The following is an 18,769-nucleotide window of genomic DNA, read 5'->3' on the forward strand; positions in this document are numbered from 1 at the left end:
GCGACACGCCGCAGGTCAACGCCTCGGCGTCGGAGGGTCAGTGCCTGAGGGCCGCCATCAGGGCGGCGAACGCGTCGCGTCCCACGACGAGCTTGGGCCCGTCCGGGTCCTTCGAATCACGGACGGCGACGACACCGGCAGCGGACGCCAGCTCGACGCACTCCCCGCCGTTCGAGGCGCTGCGGGACGCCTTGCGCCAGCGAAGATCGTTCAAGTCCATCTGTCCTTCACCGTTCTTGAAATCAAGTCGGCCGACTGGCCGATGGGTAGTGCAAGAGAGCGTATCTCCCTGAGCGCACGACGCACCTCGGTGATGTCCTCGACCTCGCCCATCGTGAAACCGCGCGCCACGGTCTCCACATACGCCACCTCGGTGAGGTCTTCCAACGTCGCGCATGTGAACGACCCGACGTTGCCGATGTGCTCGCCGTGGGACGGGACCACCTGCACCGTGATCCGGTCGTAGGACGGGTTCAGCAGGTGTTCCAGTTGGTCTCTCATCACCTCCGGCCCGCCGACCTCGCGATACAGGACGCCTTCGTCCAGCAGGAAGGTGCAGTCCGGCGGATCCTCTCGCGCAAGGATCTCCTGACGCTTCAGGCGTGCCTCGATCGCTTCGGCATTACCGTGCAGCACGGCGGCGGCGTACGCGGGTGTCTGCAACAAGCCGTGGACGAGCATGGTCTGCCAGCTCTCCAGCGCTTCCGCCGAGTCCTCGATGCTCACCCAGTCGAACCACACGGGAAAGGCCGCGTCTTTCACCAGGTCTTCCCACAGCGCGACCAATTCGCCGTTCGCCTTGAGCGCCTCGTCCATCTCCTTGGCGAATTCCAGCGTGCAGCGGGTTCGGCCCGTCTCGATCGCGCCGATGTACTGGGGGGTGACGCCTTGGCCGCCGCGGGCTCGCGCGGCGAGGTTCTCCTGGCTCCATCCCATCGCCTCCCGGAACCGACGGAACCGCCGCCCGAACGGCAGGAGGGACGGGCTGACCTTGCCCTTGTTGCGCCGTGGCGTCATGCCGTCATCGTCTCTCAAGCAAGCCCAACCGGGGAGCAAGTCCGGCGAACCCGCGCACGGAACTTACCCAGCTTCACCTGCACTTCGTGACGCTCCGCGAGTGCATGGTGGCTAACTGAGCGGTGACCAGTGGCCAACATCCCAAGGTGTACCGATGACTTCACCAGCAGCATCCGAGCCCCCCACGCTCGTCCTCGACTCGACTGACGTGGCGCCTCGGCTCGCGCGCGAGTTCCTTGCCAAGCACTTCGCCGACTGGGGCATCGCTGACGACTACCTAGGGCGGCTGATCGTCTGCGAGCTGGTCACGAACGCCTACAGGCACGGTGAGGGGCCGATCGTCGTGCGCCTCCCACGGGACGCGGACGACGGGCGGCCCGTGATCGAGGTGTGGGACGCGGGTAATAGCCGTCCGGTCGTCCGGCCGGAGAACCACGCGGCGGTCTCGGGCCGGGGGCTCCGGCTCGTCGCCGAGTTCGTCCGGGACTGCTGGGGCGTCCGGCCACTCGCCGAGGGAGGCAAGGCCGTCTGGGCGAAGCTGCCCGGCTCCTGACCGTTGCGCGGCGGGGCCTTCCCACGGCCGGCGGGTCAGAAGAGATCCCAGAAGTCGGTTCGCTGACGCATCTGTTCGGCTGTCTCCTCCAGGATCACTTGGCCGGAGCGCATCGCGTAGGCGCGGTCGGCGATTTTGAGGGCCTGCTTGACGTTCTGTTCGAGGAGCAGGATGCCGAGGCCGTCGTCGTCGGCGAGGGAGCGCAGGCGTTCGAAGATGGTCTCCACGACGGACGGCGCGAGGCCGAGGGACGGTTCGTCCAGCAGGAGCAGCTTGGGGCGGGCCATGAGGGCCATGCCCAGGCTGACCATGCGTTGTTGGCCTCCCGACATGGAGCCGGCCGGTTGCTTCCAGCGTTCTTCGAGGATCAGGAACAGTTCCTTCACCGTCGCGAGGCGCTGCGCGGTGCCGGAGCCGGACGGGGCGTTGGCGGCGCCGAGCAGCAGGTTGTCGTGCACCGACAGGTCGGGGAACACGAACCGCTCGGACGGGATCATGGCGACGCCCGCCGCCACGGCCTTGCGGACGGGCCGGCGGGTGGTGTCCCGGCCGGCGATCCGGACCGTCCCCGCGCGCGGGCGGACGGCTCCGAGGACGGCCCGGATCGTGGTCGTCTTGCCCGCGCCGTTGTGCCCCATCAGGGTCACGATCTCGCCGGCCTCGACGCGGAGGCCGACGCCGTGGAGCACCTCCTTGCGGCCGTAGCCGGCGACCAGGCCGCTCACGTCGAGCAGCGGCGCGCTGTCCTGAGTCATCTGTCCTCCATGAGCGTCACTGGGCGCCGAAGTACGCCTCGGCGAGGCGGGCGGAGCCGGTCAGCTCGGCGAGCGTGCCGGACGCGGTGATCTCGCCGAGTTCCATGAAGCAGGTGTGGTCGGCAAGCCGCCGGACGACGTCGAGGTTGTGCTCGACGAGGCAGACGGTGCGGCCCTCGTCGCGGACGGCGGCGACCATGGCGAGCATGGTGTCCACCCAGGCCGCGTCGACGCCGGAGGCCGGTTCGTCGAGCAGCAGCACGTCGGCGCGGGTCGCCAGCGCCCGCGCGAGCGAGACCAGCTTCGACTGGCCGTAGGACAGCGCGCCCGCCGGCGTCGCGGCCTGGTCGGCCATGCCGACGAACTCCAGCCACCGCATGGCCTCCGCGGCGGTCTCCCGGTCCGCGCGGGAGACGCCGCGGCCGGGCACGAACAGCCGGCCGGGCCGCTCCCCCGGCTGTCCGGGGACGGCGAGCATGACGTTCTCCAGGCACGTCAGCCGGTTGAGCAGCCGGACGTCCTGGAAGGTGCGCACCAGTCCGGCGCGGACGATCAGGTCGGGGCGCATCCCGACCAGTTCGGCGCCGTTCAGCGTCACCGAGCCGGTGTCGGGGACGACGGTGCCGGTGAGCAGGTTGAACGCGGTCGTCTTGCCGGCGCCGTTCGGGCCGACCAGCGCCGTGATGGTGCCGCGCCGCAGTTCGAGGTCGATGTTCTTGGCGGCGGTGATGCCGCCGAAGCGCTTGGAGAGCCCCTGCGCCCGGAGCACGACGTCGGCCTCGTCGTAGGGCGTCCGGTCGGCCGGCGCGCGTCGCGGGGAGGTCCGCGCTCGCGGCTCGGAGGCGGGCGCGGTGACCTTCCGGGCGCGTTCGGGGAACAGGCCCTGCGGCCGGACGAGCATGACGAGCAGCAGCAGGGCGCCGTACAGCACCACCTGCACGAGCGCGGCCTGGGTGCTCTGGACGGCGAGGACCTGGCGCAGCACCGGCTCGATCATCGTCAGGATGACGCCTGCCGCTATCGAGCCGACGAGGTTGGCGTTGCCGCCGACGATGACCATCGCGAAGACCGCCATGGCGAGCGGGAACCCGTACGCCGACGGGGTCGCCTGGCCGAGCCAGCCGGAGTAGAGGCCGCCGACGAGCCCGGTCAGCCCGCTGGTGATCGCGAAGATGCCGATCTTGTAGCCGAAGGTGTTCTTGCCGAGCGCCCGCGTCGCGACGGCGTCCTCGCGGATGCCCTTGAGCACCTGCCCGTAGGGCGATTCGCCGAGGCGCCGGCAGACGGCGAAGACCAGCGCGAGCACCACCGCCGAGGGGATCAGCCAGTCGGCCGGGGTGTCCAGTTCCCTGCCGAACAGCCGCAGGCCGTCGACGCCGGTGATGCCCGTGACGCCGCCGAGGGCGTCGAACGTGGCGAGCACGCCGATGATCCCGAGCGAGAACGCGAGCGTCATCAGGATGAGGAACTCCTCGGCGAGCCCGAGCGCGATGAGCCCGATCAGGACCCCGAGGACGGTGGTGGCCAGCACGGCGACGGCGAGGGAGGCGAGGTAGGGCCAGCCGTGCAGGCCGGCGAGGAAGCAGACGGCGTAACCGCCGACGCCCGCGAAGGCGGCGTGCGCGACGGAGACCTGCCCGGCGTAGCCGACGAGCAGGTTGACGCTGACGGCGAGGGCCGCGAGCAGCAGCGCCTGGTCCAGATAGTTGATCCACATGGCGTCAGGCCTTCTTCAGCGGCGCGGGACGGACGGGGCGCGGGCCGGGCAGGCGGTCCTTCACCGCCAGGAACGCGAGGTAGGCGGTGAGGACGATGAACACGGCGGTCTGGGTCCACTGCAGCGGCAGCCAGTTCGACGCCCACTGCTCCAGCAGGCCGAGCCCGATCCCCACGGGCAGCGCCCGCAGCGGGGACGAGCGGGTGCCCGCGAGGAAGGCCACCACGAACCCGTAGATGACCGTCGAGTCGCCCATGCTCGGCTGGACCGTGTAGAGCAGGCCGTACCAGAGGGCGCAGGCGCCGGAGATGAGCCCCGCGATGGCGAAGCAGATGAGGTTGACGCGGCGGACGCCGATTCCCAGCACGGCGGCGAGGCCGGGGTTGCTGCGGACGGCCTTGATCGAGCGGCCGATCGGCGTGAACGCCAGGAACGCGGCCAGGGCGGCGACGAGGACGAGGCAGGTGGCGACCTGGTCGAGGTCGAAGTTGGAGATCCGCGCCGAGCCGACGCGGTGCTGCACCTGGTCCGGCCCGTAGAACGGCAGGCTGCTGGTGCCGAACTTCAACTGGAGGAGCGCGATTCCCGCGGTGCTGACGCCGATCGAGGTCACCAGCACGGCGAGCATGGCGCGGTCGGCGGCGCGGCGGGCGACGGGCTCGTACACCCCGAGTTCCAGCAACATGCTGACGGCGACCGCGGCGGCGAGCCCGGCGAGCGCCGACGGCCAGAACGGCGCGCCGAGGCCGTCCATCGCCCAGTAAGCGGCGTAGGGAGCGACGGTGTAGGTGAGCGCGTAGGCGAAGTGGAAGCGGTTGGTCACCCCGATGACGAGTGCCAGCCCGGCGCCGAGCGCGGCGTAGAGGGCGCCGCGCACGAGGCCGTTGACGGTCAGCTGCCAGAGTTCGCCGTCCAGTAGGTCGTGCATGGATCCTCCCGGATCGAGGGAGGGGGGACGGCCCGCTGCGGGCCGTCCCCCGGGAGGCGAAGCCGGTCAGTCCGCGAGGCGGAAGCCCTGGCCGCCGACGTTGTAGGTGGCGAGCGCCTTGACCTTGCCGTCCTTGTACTCGAAGACGCCCATGGGGCGGCTCGCGACGCCGTGCGTCGCGAGGTCGATCTTCAGCGTGCCGACCGTGGCGACGTCGCCGCCGTAGACGGAGGCGAACTCGGGGTCCTTCTCCAGCGCGGCCTTGAGCTGGGCGCTGTCGCCGGGATCGCCGCCGGCGGCCTTGACGCGGCGGATGAGGTCCCAGACCATCAGCGTCTCTTCGTAGGCGTTGGCCGCGTAGAAGTCGGCCGGCTGCCCGTAGGCCTTCTTGTAGGCGTCGGCGAAGAGCTTGGCGAGCGGGTTCGGCGGTGCGGACGCGTCGAAGTAGTCCATCGCGAACGTGAAGCCGTCGGAGTCGAGGACGCCCTTGGACGCCTTGACGGCCTCCTGCGTGAACTCGATCCCGACGAGCTCGCTCTTGATGCCGGCGGCCTTGGCCTGGGCGGCGAACGCGCCGGGCGACGCCCCGCTGAAGGCGACCCACAGCAGGTCCGGCGGGTTCTTCTTGATCTTGGCGATCATGCTCGCGAAGTCCTGGGAGCTCGGCGCGGCGGTCTCCCACAGGCCGTTGAAGGCCAGGCCCGCGGCGGCGAACTTCTTGGTCATGTCGGCCTTGATGGCGGCGTTCTGCGCGCCGAGGTCGACGCCGGCGAGGCCGACCGTCCGGCCCTGCGGGTGGGTCCGCTTGAACCATTCCAGGGCGCCGGGGACGGCGTCGGACGGCGCGACCTCGCGGGTGCCGTAGAAGTACTTCGTACCTCGGGTGAAGACCTGGGCGCCGCCGACGCCGTCGAGGCTGAGGATCTTGTTCTTGTCGGTGTCGGCGAGCATCGCGCCGAGGCCGTCCCCCATCGAGGTGATCTTGGCCGGGACGCCCTCGGAGGCGAGCTCGGACGCGGCCTGCTTGGCGGCGACGGGGTCGGGGCCCTTGATGTCCTTGACGCTGAGCTTGAGCGCGGGCCCGCCAGCCGCCTTGATCTGCTTCGCCGCCAGCTCGATGGCGTTACGCATCGACTGGCCGTTGCCGGCGGACGGGCCGGAGAGGGTGAGGGCGGCGCCGAGCTTGAAGGTGACGTCGCCGCCGAGCGCGGCGCCGTCCGGGAGTTTCAGGACCTTGACGAGGTCGGCCGCCTGGGTCTCGGCGTCCGCGGCGCTGACGCCGGTGTCGCCGGACCCGCAGGCGGTCAGGGTCGCGGCCGCGGCCAGCGTCGCCAGGAGGGAGGCGATCGGCCGCCGGCGGCGGAGATCGCTGCGAAGGGTGGGCATGGGTGGTCTCCGTTTCGCTGACCAACGCCGGTGGCGTCGTCACGAAGGCGTTCGCGCCACAATGGATCCGTAGGGATCGCTACACAGACTGGAGCGATCACTACAGGGACGCGGTGTGACCGTACCCATGATGTGATGGTCGACACAACCCCCCGCCGCGGCGGAGTTTCCTGAGGTCCAGAGGAGCAAGTGCAGATGCGGAAGACGGCACGGCGCCACCAGCAGGGCGAGGAGTCGAGGCTGCGGATCCTGGAGGCGACCCTCGCCATCGCCGCCGAGCGCGGCTACGACGGCACCTCGATCGCCCTGGTGACCGAGGCCACCGGACTGCCGCCGAGCTCCGTCTACTGGCACTTCCGCAACAAGGACGAACTGCTCGCCGAGACCCTGGAGTTCAGCTACCGGCGCTGGCGCGACACCGCCCCGACCTGGCGGGACCGGACCGAGACCGGCGACCCCGCCGAGGAGGTCCGGGACCGGCTGCAGCGGGCCTCGCACTCCATCGCCGACCGTCCGGAGTTCTGGCGGCTCGGCCTCATGCTCGGCCTGGCGAACCGGGCGAAGGAGCCCGCCGCGCGGCGCCGCTACATCGAGGTCCGCACCGAGACCCGCATCGCCATCCGGACCTGGTGGGAGCAGGTGCTCGCCGGCGGCGACCCGGAGCGCGGGCGGGACGTCGCCGACCGGATGGCCCGGTTCCATCTCGCCGTCATGGACGGGCTGTACATGGGCATCCGCTCGGACCGGGGCTGGAACCTGGAGCGCCTGGTCGACTTGATCGCCGACGGCGTCTACGCGCAGGCCGTGGCCTGGCTCGGGGAGGCGGCGTGAGCACCGCGCGCCCCACCTCCCCCGGCCCCGGCGACGAACGGGAGATGTCCCGCGTCCGCATCCTCACGGCCGCCGCCGAGATCGCCGCCGAGCACGGCTACGAGGGCACCACGATCTCGAAGGTCACCAAGCGCTCCGGGCTGCCGGCCAGTTCGGTCTACTGGTTCTTCCGCGACAAGGACCACCTGCTCGCCGAGGTCGTCCGGCACAGCTTCGAGCAGTGGATCGCCGCCGAGCCGCGCTGGGAGCGCGATCCCCGCGACGGGCGGTCCCTCGCGGAGGGGCTGCGCTCGATCCTGTCGCGCTCGACGCGCGGCCTGCCCGGCGCGCCGGACTTCCTGCGGATCGGGCACATGCTGCTGCTGGAGTCCCGCGAGGTGGAGGCGGAGGCGCGCCAGTACTTCCTCGCCACCCGCGACGCGGTGGCCAGCAGCATCGCGGCCTGGTTCACCTCGCATTTCGGCACCGGGCTGCGGGCCCGCCGGCCGGAGCTGGCGATGGACCTGGCCCGCATCGTGATCGCCTCGACCGACGGGCTCTTCCTCGCCCACCAGATCGACGAGGCCGGGGATCCGGACGACTTCATCACGATCATCGTGGCCATCGTCGAGCAGGCGGTCGCGGACGCCGGCTGAGCCCGGCCCCGGAGCCCCGGCGGGCACGCAGGGTTGTCACGCCGGGGTTCCGCATGGCAGTCTCTGTAGTGATCGCTACAGGGAGGAGTTCCCGCCATGCCCGTCACGACCCCCGGGACCGGCGCCCCGGTCATCGATCCCACCCGTTTCCGGCACGTCCTCGGCCACTACCCCACCGGCGTCGTCGTGGTGACCGCGCTCGACGCGGCCGGCACCGCCATCGGCATGACGGTCGGCTCGTTCACCTCCGTCTCGCTCGACCCGCCGCTGGTGGCCTTCCTGCCCGACAAGAACTCCAGTTCCTGGCGCGCGCTGCGCGAGTCGGGCGAGCGGTTCTGCGTGAACGTGCTGTCCGCCGGCCAGGAGGACGTCTGCCGCGCCGTGGCCATGCGCAAGACGGACAAGTTCCACGACATCGGCTGGCGGCCGTCCCCCGCCGGCAACCCGGTCATCAACGGCGCGATCGCCTGGATCGACTGCGTCACCGAGCAGCTGCACGACGCCGGCGACCACCAGATCGTGGTCGGCCGCGTCCTCCACCTGCAGGAAGGCGACGGCGACACGCCCCTGCTCTTCCACCAGGGCGCTTACGGCACGTTCGCCCCGCACTAGCCCCCGGCTTCAGCAGAATCAGCGGGGCGTGGCCGGTTCACGCTTCGGTCACGGCACGGGTGAAGACGAGGTCGCGGGCCGTTTCCAAGCCCGTCGCCAGGGCACCGAGGACGACGGCGTCGTCGCCGAGGGCGGAGACCTCCACGCGCGGCGCGCCGAGCGGGGTCATCGTCTCCAGGTGGTCGCGCACGGCGCCGAGGAGCACGTCGGCACCGTGCCCGCCGATGCCGCCCCCCAGCACGATCAGGTCGGGGTCGAGGAGCGCGACGACGCTGGCCAGGGCGCGGGCGACGTGCCCGGCCTCGTGCGCGACGGCCTTCGCCGCGAGCGGGTCGCCGGCCCGGGCCTCGTCGAAGACGCGCTTGGCGGTGATCGCCCCGGTCATGCCGAGCCGCCGCGCGGCGGCCACGACGCCGGGGCCGGACGCGACCGACTCCAGCATCCCGTGCGAGCGGGCCTCCCGCGGATCGGCCTCGCCGAACGGCAGCCACGCGATCTCCCCGGCCGCGCCGCGGGCGCCGCGGTGCAGTTCGCCGTTCAGGACGATCCCCATCCCGATGCCGGTGCCGATCGACACGAACGCGAAGTGCGGCACGCCCTCGCCGAGCCCATAGCCCTGCTCCCCCAGCGCGGCGAGGTCGATGTCGTTCTCGATGGTGCAGGGCGCGGGCAGCCGCCGCGCCAGCCGCCCCGTGACGCCCGGGACGTCCCAGCCGGGCAGGTTGGGCGCCAGGCGCAGGCGCCCGTTCTCGACGTCGTGGACGCCGGGGGTGCCGAGCACGATGTGGGTGACGGCGCCGTCCGCGGCCTTCGCCAGGTCGTCGACGACCCGGCCGAGCTGGTCGATGAGGGCGGCCGGATCGGGGTCCGCGTCGGCGCCGACCGAGCGGACGTCCGCGCGCACGGCGATCTCGCCGGACAGGTCGGCGAGCGCGGCCCGGATCCATTCCCGGCCGACGTCGAGCCCGATGACCCAGCCCGTCTCGGGCCGGATGCCGTACAGCCGGGCGGACCGCCCGGCGCCGCCGGTGCGCCTGCCGATCGCCTTGACCAGGCCGACGCGTTCCAGGTCGGCGAGCGCGAGCGAGATCGTGGGCTTGGACAGCCCGGTCGCGGCGGCGAGCTGCGGGCGCGACACCGGTCCGAGCAGGCGGATCCGCTCGTAGACGGCGCGTTCGTTCATGATCCGCAGCACGCTGGTGGTGTTGGCGGTCTCCCTGCTCGGCACGTGTAAAGACTGACATATCCCGGCACGGCGCACGCCTCGGGTGTTGATTTGTTAGGGAGCCTCCCTTACATTCGCATCGACGTCGAGCGGGGGCGAGACGTCCGGTCACGAGGAAGGGAGAGACCACGATGACCGCTCCCGCGGGTTCGGGGTTCGAACGGCGGCTCGGAGTGTTCCAGGCCACCACCGTGAACATGACTCAGATGTGCGGAATCGGCCCGTTCGTCACCATCCCGGCGATGATCTCCACGATGGAGGGCCCGCAGGCCATGTTCGGCTGGCTGGTCGGCGCCCTGATCGTGCTGGCCGACGGGCTGGTCTGGGCCGAGCTGGGCGCGTCCATGCCCGGCGCCGGCGGCACCTACCTCTACCTGCGCGAGGCGTTCCAGTACCGCACCGGTCGGCTGATGCCGTTCCTGTTCGTCTGGTCGGCGGTGCTGTTCATCCCGCTGATCATGTCGACCGGGGTGATCGGGCTCGTGCAGTACGCGGGCTACCTGTGGCCCTCGCTCGTGGACGGCTCCGGCCTGTCGACCGCCGGCCACGCCCTGGCGATCGCGGTCGTCGCGGTCGTCGTCGCCGCGCTGTACCGGAAGATCGGCGACATCGGGCTGCTCACGACGGTCTTCTTCATCGTCATGCTGGTCTCCGTGCTCGGCGTGATCCTGGCCGCGTTCACGCACTTCCACTCCGACCTGGCGTTCACCTACCCGCACGACGCGGGGTCGAAGTTCTTCCACGGGCTCGGCGCCGGGCTCGTCATCGCCGTGTACGACTACCTCGGCTACAACACGGCGGCCTACCTCGGGGCGGAGGTGCGGCAGCCGGGCCGGGTGATCCCGCGGGCGATCATCTTCTCGATCCTCGGCATGATGGCGCTGTACTTCCTGCTCCAGGTCGGGATCCTCGGCGTGATCCCGTGGGAGAAGACCCAGGAGTCCAGCTCGTTCGCGTCCCTCGTCCTGGAGAGGACGTGGGGCAAGGCCGCCGCAAAGGTCTTCACGGTCGGGATCATCGTCACCGCGTTCGCGTCGGTGTTCGCCGGGCTTCTCGGCGGCTCGCGGGTGCCCTACAACGCGGCCCGCGACAAGCTGTTCCTGCCGTGGTTCGCGCGGATGCACCCGCGCCTGAAGTTCCCGACGTTCGGGCTGTACGCGATGGGCGTCATCACCGCGATCGGCTCGCTGTTCACCCTGACCGACGTCATCAGCATGCTGACCGCGGTGTTCGTTCTGGTGCAGTCGGTCGCGCAGATCGTCGCCCTCACCGTGCTGCGGCGCAGGCAGCCGAACCTGCCGCGCCCGTACCGGATGTGGCTGTATCCGCTGCCGAGCCTGGTCGCGCTGGCCGGCTGGATCTACATCTACAAGTCGGCGGGCACCAGGCCGATCGTGCTGTCGCTGGTCTGGCTCGCGGCCGGCGTCGTCGCGTACCTGGTCTGGGCGCGGCTGGAGCGGATCTGGCCGTTCGGGCCGAAGGAGATCAGCGAGCCCTTCACCGAACCCGGCGGCGCCGAACCGCAGGCCGCATGATCCTCGGGATCGACTTCGGGGGGACCAAGGTCGCGCTGGCCACCGCCGACGCGACCGGGGCGCCGCTGCGCCGCGCCCGCCTGGAGACCCGCGCCGCGGACGGCGCGAAGCGGGTGGTGCGCCGGGCGCTGGACGCGGCGCACCACCTCGTCGCCGAGACCCCGGGCACGCTGACGGCGGTGGGCGTCTCGACGTTCGGCGTCGTCCGCGAGGGGCGGGTGCGGCTGGCGCCCAACGTCCCCGGATGGGAGGACCTGCCGCTGCCCGACCTGGTCTCGGGTGACCTCGGCGTGCCCGTGCGCATCGACAACGACGTGAACGCGGCCACCGCCGCGGAGGCGCGCTGGGGCCGGCTCGCGGGCATCGGCACCGGCGCCTACGTGAACCTCGGCACCGGCCTCGGCGCCGGGCTCGTCGTCGGCGGACGCGTCGTGCCGGGCGCGCACGGCGCCGCCGGCGAGATCGGGTACCTGCTGCGGCGCCCCGGCGAGCCCGGGTGCGCGGACGGCCGCGCGCCGCTGGAGGAGTACGCCTCGGGCAGCGGCCTGGCCGCGCGGGCCTCGGCCCTTCCCGGTGAGCCGGTGACGGCCGCCGGCCTGTTCGCCCGCCGGGACGAGCCGCAGGTGGCCGCGCTGCTGGACGACGCCGCCGGGACGCTCGGCCTGGCGGTCGCCAACCTCGCGACCACGCTCGATCCGGAGCGGGTGGTGCTCGGCGGCGGCATGGCCGCCGAGCCGTCCCTGCTTCCGGCGATCCGCGCGACCGTGGCGCGGGCGGTCCCGTTCCCGCCGGAGGTGGTGACGGCCCGGTTCGTCGACGACGCCGCGCTCGTCGGCGCCATCGCGCTCGCCGGGGCCGGGTCGTGACCCCGCTCCTCACGTCCGCGACGCGGCGGGAACGGTCCGCCCCGGCAGGTTCCAGCCGCCGAGGCTGACGACCGGGACGGCGCCGCGCAGGTCGGAGGCGCGGTAGCGGGCGGTCAGGGTCTGGGACTGCCCGGGCCACAGCGTGACGTCGTTGTCGTTCCAGCGGATCGGCAGCACCTGGTCGTCGCCGGGCAGCGGGCGCCCGCCGGGTGCGCCGCGCCGCACGTCCGCCCTGGTGAAGACGGTCGGCGCCGTCCCGGTCGCCCTGATCGTCACGGTGGTCACCAGGTCGGCGCCGTCGCGGCGGGTGGCGGCCGACGCGCGCACGGCGGCGCGGGGCAGGCCGCGCAGCCCGGTCAGGTCGGCGTACCCGTCCGGCTGGAAGGCGGCGCCGCTGCCCTTGCCGAGGGTGTTCTTCCAGTCCACCGCGTCCGGCTTCGCGGACAGCCAGTAGACGTTGCGGCTCACGGTCGTGCCGCGCCGGGTCAGCGTGAGTTCGAGGAAGTAGGTGCGGGAAATGCCCCTCGGCGCCCGCGCGGCGGCCACCGTCCGGACATCCTGGGTGGCCAGAGCCGGCACCGTGACGCGGGAGGTCCGCTTCACGGTGCCGTCGACATCGATCAGCCGCGCCCGCGCCGTCAGTCCGGCCTGGCGCCTCCCGGTCAGGTTGGCGACCTTGACCGTCCCGGACGCGTAGTCGTACATGATGTGCACCGGCTCCCCCGCCTTCTTCGCGCCGAAGTACACGCCGGGCTGGTCGAAGTCCTGGTTGTACAGGTTCCACTGCAGCGACGGCCAAGCCTTGTTCATCATCCAGTAGATGACGCCGGTGCTCGGGTTGGCCGGGTCCTTGGAGTTGCCGAGATACGCCTCGAACTGCGCTCGGGCGGTCTCGTACCCGCCCATCTGCGCGATCCGCTGGTAGGAGGCCATGTCGGACCAGGGCCCGTACCGGTGCCACAGCGGGGTGTTGTACTGCCCCATGCGCGCGGTCCTGGTGTAGTCGTTGTAGGCGTACACATGGAAGAGGTCCCGGCCGGAACGCGGACCGCGCGCGGTGGCCGGGTCCCAGATCGCGGCCTGGTCCTGCGGGGTCAGGAAGCGGTCGAGCGAGTCCTGTGTCGGGACGGTGTTGCCCGCGCTCGTCTCGGTGTCGAAGCCCCAGGCACTTCCGGCGTTCGTGTACGACGGGTCGTTCACGGCGGCGGTTTCGCGGCCGTTGCTCCACCAGTAGACCGGCGGCACGTAGTTGTACGGCCCCTCCTTGGCGCCGGACCGGCCGAGCCGGGGCGACGCCTTGTCCTCCGCGGACGCGACCTGCGGCGTGCTCCAGTCCGCGGCCTTGAACGCCGACAGGTACACCGACTCCTTCGCCGCGTCCGGCGCCGCGTCGCTGCCCTGGAAGAAGGTGAACACGCTGGGGTGGTCGCGCAGCCGGCGGGAGACGGCCGCGGCCTGGACGGCGGCGTTGGCCTGGAGTTCCCTGCTCCACTTGGCGTAGGGGTCTTCCCAGCGGTCGCAGCACTGCCAGCCGGTCATGGCGAGGACGCCCTCGTGGTCCATCTGCCGGAACATGTCGTCCGGCGGGAAGTTGCCCTCGAAGCGCAGCGCGTTCAGGCCGAGGTCCTTGACGTAGGAGAGCTGGTCGCGGACGTTCCGGGGCGAGTAGCGCAGGAACATGTCCGGCGACCAGCCGCCGCCGCGGACCACGATCGGCACGCCGTTGATCTCGAACCGCCGGTAGCCGTGCGGCGCGTGCGTCCTGCCGGGGACGGCGCGGGTGAGCGACGAGGTGACGGTGCGGATGCCGAAGTCCTCGGCGTACCGGCCGGTCTCCCGGCCGCCGGTGCGCACGTGCGCGGCGAGGCGGTAGAGCGGCTGATCGCCGAGTTGGTACGGCCACCACACGTCCGGATGGTCGAGGCGCAGGCCGAGCGCGACCGGGCGGACGGTGCCCGGCGGCAGCGTCACCGACGTCCTGAACGGCAGCCGGGTCGCGCCCCGGCCGACCGTGCCGGCGAACTCGGCCCGCCGCACGGTCCCGGTGTTGTTGCGCAGCACGGCCTTCACCGTGAGGTCGGACCGGGAGAAGTCGTCGGCGTTGCGCTGGACGACGTGGACGTCGCGCAGCGACACCGGACCGTCCTGGACGATCTTCGGCGGACGCTCCAGACCGGTGCCCTGGTCCGGGGCGGCCGGGTTCCAGTCGAGCCGGCTGCCGGTGAGGTACGTCTTCGCCTTGTTCGGCGCGACGTCGAGCGCGATCGCGTTGGCGCCGTCGCGCACGTACCGGGTCACGTCGTACTCGAAGCGCGAGTAGGAGCCCTGGAGCCGCGAGCGGCCGTCGATCCGCGTGCCGTTCACCCAGAGGTCGGCGGTGCCGGAGACACCGTCCATGATCAGGAAGGTGCGGCCGCCCTGCCGCGGATGCAGGATCACCTCGTCGCGGTACCACCAGTTCACGGCGAACTGTCGCGTCGGTACAGACCTCAACCGGTCCGAGGAGAAGACGTGCGGGTACCGGCCGTTCTCCAGCAGTCCCGCCATCAGCGTCTCGGGACGGCCGATCGGCAGCCAGCCGGACGCCCGGTAGCCCGGCCGGGAGATCCGCGCGCCGTCGCTCCCCGCGACGGCCGAGGACTGGATCCTCCAACCCCGGACCAGCTCCGAGGCGCCGTCCTCACCCGCCGGCGCGAGGACGGCGGGCTCCGCACGCCCCCGCACGGCGCCGCTCACGGCATGCGGTGGGGCGGCGATGGCGAGGACCGCGCACGCGGCCAGGGCCGCCGGCGGTCGTCCGGGCTTCAACATGGGCGCCTCTGCGGTCGGATGCATCGTTGATCGTTCGCTACCTGTGCGATCACCCGATCCGGCCGCCGCCACACGCGATCACGAAGAGAAAGCCATGCTGCTCGCCGGCGGGGACGCCGGGCGCGGGGTCACTGCGGCCAGCTCTGCCGTTCCGGGTCGCACAGCTTCCAGGTCCCGCCCTCTTTGCGCAGGTAGAGCGTTGTGGGCTGCTGCGAGGGGCGCGTCAACCGCGCCCGGGCCAGGTCACCGGAGATCTTGATGTCGGAGGTCTTCACCGGCCGTTCGTAGCGGGAGCCGAGGCCGTGGTCGGTCGTGGCGGCCCCGGACTCGACGGCGCTCTGCTCCTCCTCGGCGCACATGAGGCCGAGCGCCGTGGCCGAGTCCTCCCGGTCGACCGCGTGCGCGAAGTCCGTCACCGCGCTGCTGACCCGCCTCTCGTCCCGGTGCGTCCACCGGTGGACGCCGTAGGCGGCGGCTCCGGCGAAAACCGCGAGCGCAGTGAGCGCTCCGGCGAGCAGGACGAGCCGCCGGCGCCGCCGGTCGTGCCGGGGCGGAGGCGGGAGCGGCAGGCCCGGGTTCTGGATCTGGTCGTACATCTCGGATCAGCTCCTCTGGCTCTTGAGCAGCGCGTCGATGAGTTCCTGGAGTTCGGTTTCGGCCTTCTGCCGGAGTCGAGCCTGCTGCTGTTGCCACGCGGGCGAGGTGCCGGAGGTGAGCGCCGCGCTTCCTGAGCCCTTGGAAAGGTTCGCCGAGCCGGAGAGCCATTGGCCGTTGGCAGGCGAATTCGCGACGATGTACATGTTGCCGGGGGTCAGTTTCAGGAAGTCGCGCATGGAGACGAGCCGCCGCAGCGGGACGATGTGGTCCATGTGCGTGCTGTTGACCACCCGGCCGCTCGAAGGGGGGTACGCGGAGTCGGGCGTTCCCGTCTTCGGCGCCTGCACGCCTTGCAGGTAGGCGGTCTTGGGGAACGCGGGGCGCGTTTGGTCGAGCGCCTTGTACACGCTGTAGACGGACGGCGGGAGTTTGGCGGGCTGCCGGTCCACCCGTTTGGTCATCCCGCTCTTTCCCTGCCCGTACTTGAGGTAGTCGTAGGTCTTGGCGTTCCAGCGCGTGGCGGCCTGCTTCTCCGCGTCGGTCACCTTCTTGAGCGCCGTCTCGATCTTGGCGACGTCGTTTGCCGACGGGCTCATGATGGTCGACTTCGGATACCTGGCCTGCATCTGGTCGAGGCTCCGCTCGCAGGCCATGAGCCGCGAGAGGGCACGGTTCTGTTCGCCCCTCAGGGTGGCCGCCTCGGAGTCGTAGGCGGCGGCCGCCGCGCTGTAGGGGCCGGTGTGGGGACGGGCGTTGTGCTGTCGGATACGCGCCTGTATCGCCTGCAGTTCGGCGACCGGGCCGGCGCACAGTTCCTGGTAGGCGGGGTCGGCCAGCGCCTGCGACGACCCGGTGGCCGTCAGGAGGGCGGCCAGGGGCAGGGCGGCCAGTAGTTGGGCGATCCGCCGCGGGGTCCGCATCATGCTTCCTCGTCCTGGGGAAACCATACCCATATAGACGCCTGTGTCTGTATGGAAGTTCGGACCTCATGGTGAACACCCGGTGACGTGTCGCCGCCCCAGGTCATCTCGGCGGCTCCGTCTCGTGGTAGGGAACGAGCAGGGCTCTTTTCGGGAGCCTGTCCCCTTGCCGGCGAACTCTCGGCGCCGCGCGGAACGGAGATCGGCCAGTGAAACTCGACGTGCAGTTGGACGGGCGGCCGGACGAGGCCGCGGAGCGCGCCCGCGCACTGATCGCCGCCGGGGTCGACGGCCTGTTCACTTTCGAGGGCCCGCACGATGTGTTCCTGCCGCTGATCGTCGCCGCCGGTTCATCGGAGGTGCCGCCGACCGACCTGATGACCAACGTCGCGATCGCCATTCCCCGCAGCCCGATGAACCTGGCCAACATGGCCTACGACCTGCAGTTGCTGAGCAAGGGCCGGTTCCGGCTCGGGCTGGGCTCACAGATCAGGCCGCACATCGAGAAGCGGTACGGCTCGACCTGGAGCAGGCCGGCGGCCCGGATGCGCGAGACGGTGCTCGCGGTGAAGGCGATCCTGAACTCCTGGCAGGACGGCACCCCTCTCGATTTCCGCGGCGAGTTCACCAGGCACACCCTGATGCCCGCGACGTTCGTTCCCGGACCGAACCCGTACGGCGTCCCCCCCGTCCTGCTCGGCGCGCTGGGCCCGGTGATGACCCGGACCGCGGCCGAGGTCGCCGACGGTCTGCTGGTGATGCCGTTCCACAGCCACCGGCACTTCCGCGAGCGCACCCTCCCGGCCGTGGCCGAGGGTCTGGAACGGGCGGGACGCGAACGCCTCGACCTGTACCCGCAGGCGATCGTCGCGATGGGCGACACTCCCGAGGAGATCGAGGCCGCGAGCCTCGGGGTGAAGGCACTACTGGCGTTCTACGGTTCGACCCCGGCCTACAAGCCGGTCCTGGACATCGAGGGATGGGGGGATCTGCAGCCCGAACTGAACGCGCTGTCGAAGACCGGCGACATCATGACGATGATCGGCCTGATCGACGACACGATGATGCGGACCCTCGCGGTCGCCGGAACGCCGGCCGAGTGCGCGGCCGAGATCAGGTCCCGGTTCGGCGACGTGGCCGAACGGGTCTGCGCCTATTTCCCCGGATCGACCCACCCGGAAGAGCGGATCGCGTCCCTGGCGAACGAACTCCGCCGATCCGATGGGGCTTGCGCCGCACCGGCCGTCGTCACCCCGCAATGATTCGCCGAGCCGAAGTCGTCAGGGCGCCACCGGCCGGCCCTATCGGCGCACGGCCTCGATCGCGCTCAGGGGGGTGCGAGGCAGCGCGGTCACCCCGGTGACGTGCAGGCCGGCCTCGTGAAGGACCGCCTTGTACTCCTCCTGGTCGCGCTCCTGCCCGCCCGGGAAGACGGCCATCATCCGGATGTTCAGGTCGAATCCGAAATGGGGCCGACCATCCGAGGGGAGCAGGATGTCGAGCGCCAGGACGCGGCTGTCGTCGCGCATGGCCTCGCGCACCCGGCGCAGGAGCCGCACGGCGTCCGGACGGCCGAGGTTGTGGATGACGTTGGACAGCAGGTAGAGGTCGGCCCCTTCGGGCACCGATGCGAAGTAGTCGCCGGCGACGAACTCGCATCGGTCGGCCAGTCCCTGCTCGCGGAAGGACTGCTCGCCGCGCTCGACGACGTGCTCGAGGTCGAGCAGGGTGCCGCGGATCTGCGGGTGGGCGGCCATCACGGTGGCCAGGACGATACCGGTCCCGCCGCCGACGTCGGTGACCGTCCGGACATCCCCGAAGTCATAGCGCTGCACCAGCGCCTCGGCAGTGTCGCGGGAGCGGGACGCCATGAAGGCATCGAAGTCGCCCGCGGCCTCGGGATATTGCTCCAGGTACCCGTACATCGAGCCGTACTCGCGGGCGAACGGGGACACCCCGCTCGTGACGGCATCGGCGACGCCGCTCATGGCGTTCCACGACCCCGGCTCACCTGCCGACAGGACCGCCCACCGCATGGAGCCGGGGTCCTCGGACAGCAGGGTGGAGCCCTGATCGTTCAACGCGTAGGCATCCCCGTCGACGGCGTCGAGGAAGCCCATCGCGGCCAGCGCGCGCAGGACGCGGGTGAGCTGGTCGGGCTGGGCACCGGAGGATGCGGCGAGTTCGGCGGCCGTCCGTGGGCCGTCCCTCAACAGTCCGGCCAGGTCGAGCCTGGCCATGACGTATAGCGACGAGAACCGGTAGACGCCCTGGATCATCTTCCACACAGCCGCCCGGGGGTCGGCGCCGTCGACCATCAGCGGCGGCTGAGATGGGGTGTTCACGGCTGGTCCGGTCATTCCGGTCTCCTGTTCACGGTT

General features: G+C 71.3%; 18 protein-coding genes. 7 read left to right on the forward strand and 11 right to left on the reverse strand.

Features of this window, described 5'->3' with window-relative positions:
* Positions 1 to 37: 37 nt before the first annotated feature.
* Both ABD296_RS00295 and ABD296_RS00300 read right to left on the reverse strand, forming a co-directional pair.
* Complete coding sequence (locus tag ABD296_RS00295) at positions 38 to 220, reverse strand: DUF397 domain-containing protein (protein WP_344259988.1); 183 nt, start codon at positions 218 to 220, stop codon at positions 38 to 40.
* Positions 211 to 1,017: a helix-turn-helix domain-containing protein gene (locus ABD296_RS00300; RefSeq protein WP_344259990.1), complete on the reverse strand. Its 807-nt coding sequence runs from the start codon at positions 1,015 to 1,017 to the stop codon at positions 211 to 213. Before ABD296_RS00300 ends, ABD296_RS00295 begins: the two co-directional genes overlap by 10 nt.
* 154 nt (positions 1,018 to 1,171) lie before the next feature.
* Here ABD296_RS00300 and ABD296_RS00305 point away from each other — a divergent pair, with 154 nt between their 5' ends.
* On the forward strand, positions 1,172 to 1,570 hold the full coding sequence (locus ABD296_RS00305) for an ATP-binding protein (RefSeq protein WP_344259992.1): 399 nt from the start codon (positions 1,172 to 1,174) through the stop codon (positions 1,568 to 1,570).
* A 35-nt stretch (positions 1,571 to 1,605) separates the two neighbouring features.
* Here ABD296_RS00305 and ABD296_RS00310 read toward each other — a convergent pair whose 3' ends face one another.
* From ABD296_RS00310 to ABD296_RS00325, 4 genes are all read right to left on the reverse strand, one after another.
* Positions 1,606 to 2,325 (reverse strand): ABC transporter ATP-binding protein, encoded by a 720-nt coding sequence (locus tag ABD296_RS00310; protein ID WP_344259994.1) that lies wholly within the window; start codon positions 2,323 to 2,325, stop codon positions 1,606 to 1,608.
* Between the two features lie 16 nt (positions 2,326 to 2,341).
* Positions 2,342 to 4,042: a branched-chain amino acid ABC transporter ATP-binding protein/permease gene (locus ABD296_RS00315; protein ID WP_344259996.1), complete on the reverse strand. Its 1,701-nt coding sequence runs from the start codon at positions 4,040 to 4,042 to the stop codon at positions 2,342 to 2,344.
* Positions 4,043 to 4,046: 4 nt separating this feature from the next.
* The gene (locus ABD296_RS00320; protein WP_344259998.1) at positions 4,047 to 4,970 is read right to left on the reverse strand and encodes a branched-chain amino acid ABC transporter permease; all 924 of its coding nucleotides are present in this window, start codon (positions 4,968 to 4,970) and stop codon (positions 4,047 to 4,049) included.
* A gap of 66 nt (positions 4,971 to 5,036) precedes the next feature.
* Complete coding sequence (locus tag ABD296_RS00325; protein WP_344260000.1) at positions 5,037 to 6,356, reverse strand: ABC transporter substrate-binding protein; 1,320 nt, start codon at positions 6,354 to 6,356, stop codon at positions 5,037 to 5,039.
* Positions 6,357 to 6,551: 195 nt separating this feature from the next.
* Here ABD296_RS00325 and ABD296_RS00330 point away from each other — a divergent pair, with 195 nt between their 5' ends.
* The 3 genes from ABD296_RS00330 (at position 6,552) to ABD296_RS00340 (ending at position 8,434) form a co-directional block, all read left to right on the forward strand.
* Positions 6,552 to 7,187, forward strand: a complete 636-nt coding sequence (locus ABD296_RS00330; protein WP_344260002.1) for a TetR/AcrR family transcriptional regulator — start codon at positions 6,552 to 6,554, stop codon at positions 7,185 to 7,187.
* Entirely contained in the window at positions 7,184 to 7,822 is a 639-nt protein-coding gene (locus ABD296_RS00335) for a TetR/AcrR family transcriptional regulator (RefSeq protein WP_344260004.1), read from the forward strand. Before ABD296_RS00330 ends, ABD296_RS00335 begins: the two co-directional genes overlap by 4 nt.
* 96 nt (positions 7,823 to 7,918) lie before the next feature.
* The gene (locus ABD296_RS00340; RefSeq protein WP_344260006.1) at positions 7,919 to 8,434 is read left to right on the forward strand and encodes a flavin reductase family protein; all 516 of its coding nucleotides are present in this window, start codon (positions 7,919 to 7,921) and stop codon (positions 8,432 to 8,434) included.
* Positions 8,435 to 8,471: 37 nt separating this feature from the next.
* On the opposite strand, the gene ABD296_RS00345 is transcribed toward ABD296_RS00340, so the two are convergent.
* Positions 8,472 to 9,662: an ROK family transcriptional regulator gene (locus ABD296_RS00345; RefSeq protein WP_344260008.1), complete on the reverse strand. Its 1,191-nt coding sequence runs from the start codon at positions 9,660 to 9,662 to the stop codon at positions 8,472 to 8,474.
* Between the two features lie 128 nt (positions 9,663 to 9,790).
* Between ABD296_RS00345 and ABD296_RS00350 the strand changes: the two genes are divergently transcribed.
* Together ABD296_RS00350 and ABD296_RS00355 are read left to right on the forward strand one after the other, a co-directional pair.
* A complete protein-coding gene (locus ABD296_RS00350; RefSeq protein WP_344260010.1) occupies positions 9,791 to 11,194 on the forward strand; it encodes an APC family permease in 1,404 nt (467 codons plus the stop codon).
* On the forward strand, positions 11,191 to 12,060 hold the full coding sequence (locus ABD296_RS00355; protein WP_344260012.1) for an ROK family protein: 870 nt from the start codon (positions 11,191 to 11,193) through the stop codon (positions 12,058 to 12,060). The genes ABD296_RS00350 and ABD296_RS00355 overlap by 4 nt, the downstream gene beginning before the upstream one ends.
* Positions 12,061 to 12,069: 9 nt before the next feature.
* Here ABD296_RS00355 and ABD296_RS00360 read toward each other — a convergent pair whose 3' ends face one another.
* The 3 genes from ABD296_RS00360 to ABD296_RS00370 form a co-directional block, all read right to left on the reverse strand.
* Positions 12,070 to 14,895 (reverse strand): glycosyl hydrolase 2 galactose-binding domain-containing protein, encoded by a 2,826-nt coding sequence (locus tag ABD296_RS00360; protein WP_344260014.1) that lies wholly within the window; start codon positions 14,893 to 14,895, stop codon positions 12,070 to 12,072.
* 104 nt (positions 14,896 to 14,999) lie between these two features.
* Positions 15,000 to 15,467, reverse strand: coding sequence for an Rv0361 family membrane protein (locus tag ABD296_RS00365; RefSeq protein ID WP_344260016.1), 468 nt, complete (start codon positions 15,465 to 15,467; stop codon positions 15,000 to 15,002).
* Positions 15,468 to 15,473: 6 nt separating this feature from the next.
* Positions 15,474 to 16,391, reverse strand: a complete 918-nt coding sequence (locus tag ABD296_RS00370; RefSeq protein WP_344260018.1) for a hypothetical protein — start codon at positions 16,389 to 16,391, stop codon at positions 15,474 to 15,476.
* 206 nt (positions 16,392 to 16,597) lie between these two features.
* Here ABD296_RS00370 and ABD296_RS00375 point away from each other — a divergent pair, with 206 nt between their 5' ends.
* Complete coding sequence (locus ABD296_RS00375; protein WP_344260020.1) at positions 16,598 to 17,650, forward strand: TIGR03617 family F420-dependent LLM class oxidoreductase; 1,053 nt, start codon at positions 16,598 to 16,600, stop codon at positions 17,648 to 17,650.
* A 39-nt stretch (positions 17,651 to 17,689) separates the two neighbouring features.
* Here the strand turns inward: ABD296_RS00375 and ABD296_RS00380 are convergent, their stop codons facing one another.
* Positions 17,690 to 18,748, reverse strand: coding sequence for a methyltransferase (locus ABD296_RS00380; RefSeq protein WP_344260022.1), 1,059 nt, complete (start codon positions 18,746 to 18,748; stop codon positions 17,690 to 17,692).
* Between the last annotated feature and the right edge of the window lie 21 nt (positions 18,749 to 18,769).

It is taken from the genome of Actinomadura napierensis, assembly GCF_039529375.1.
Classification (GTDB): Bacteria; Actinomycetota; Actinomycetes; order Streptosporangiales; family Streptosporangiaceae; genus Spirillospora; species Spirillospora napierensis.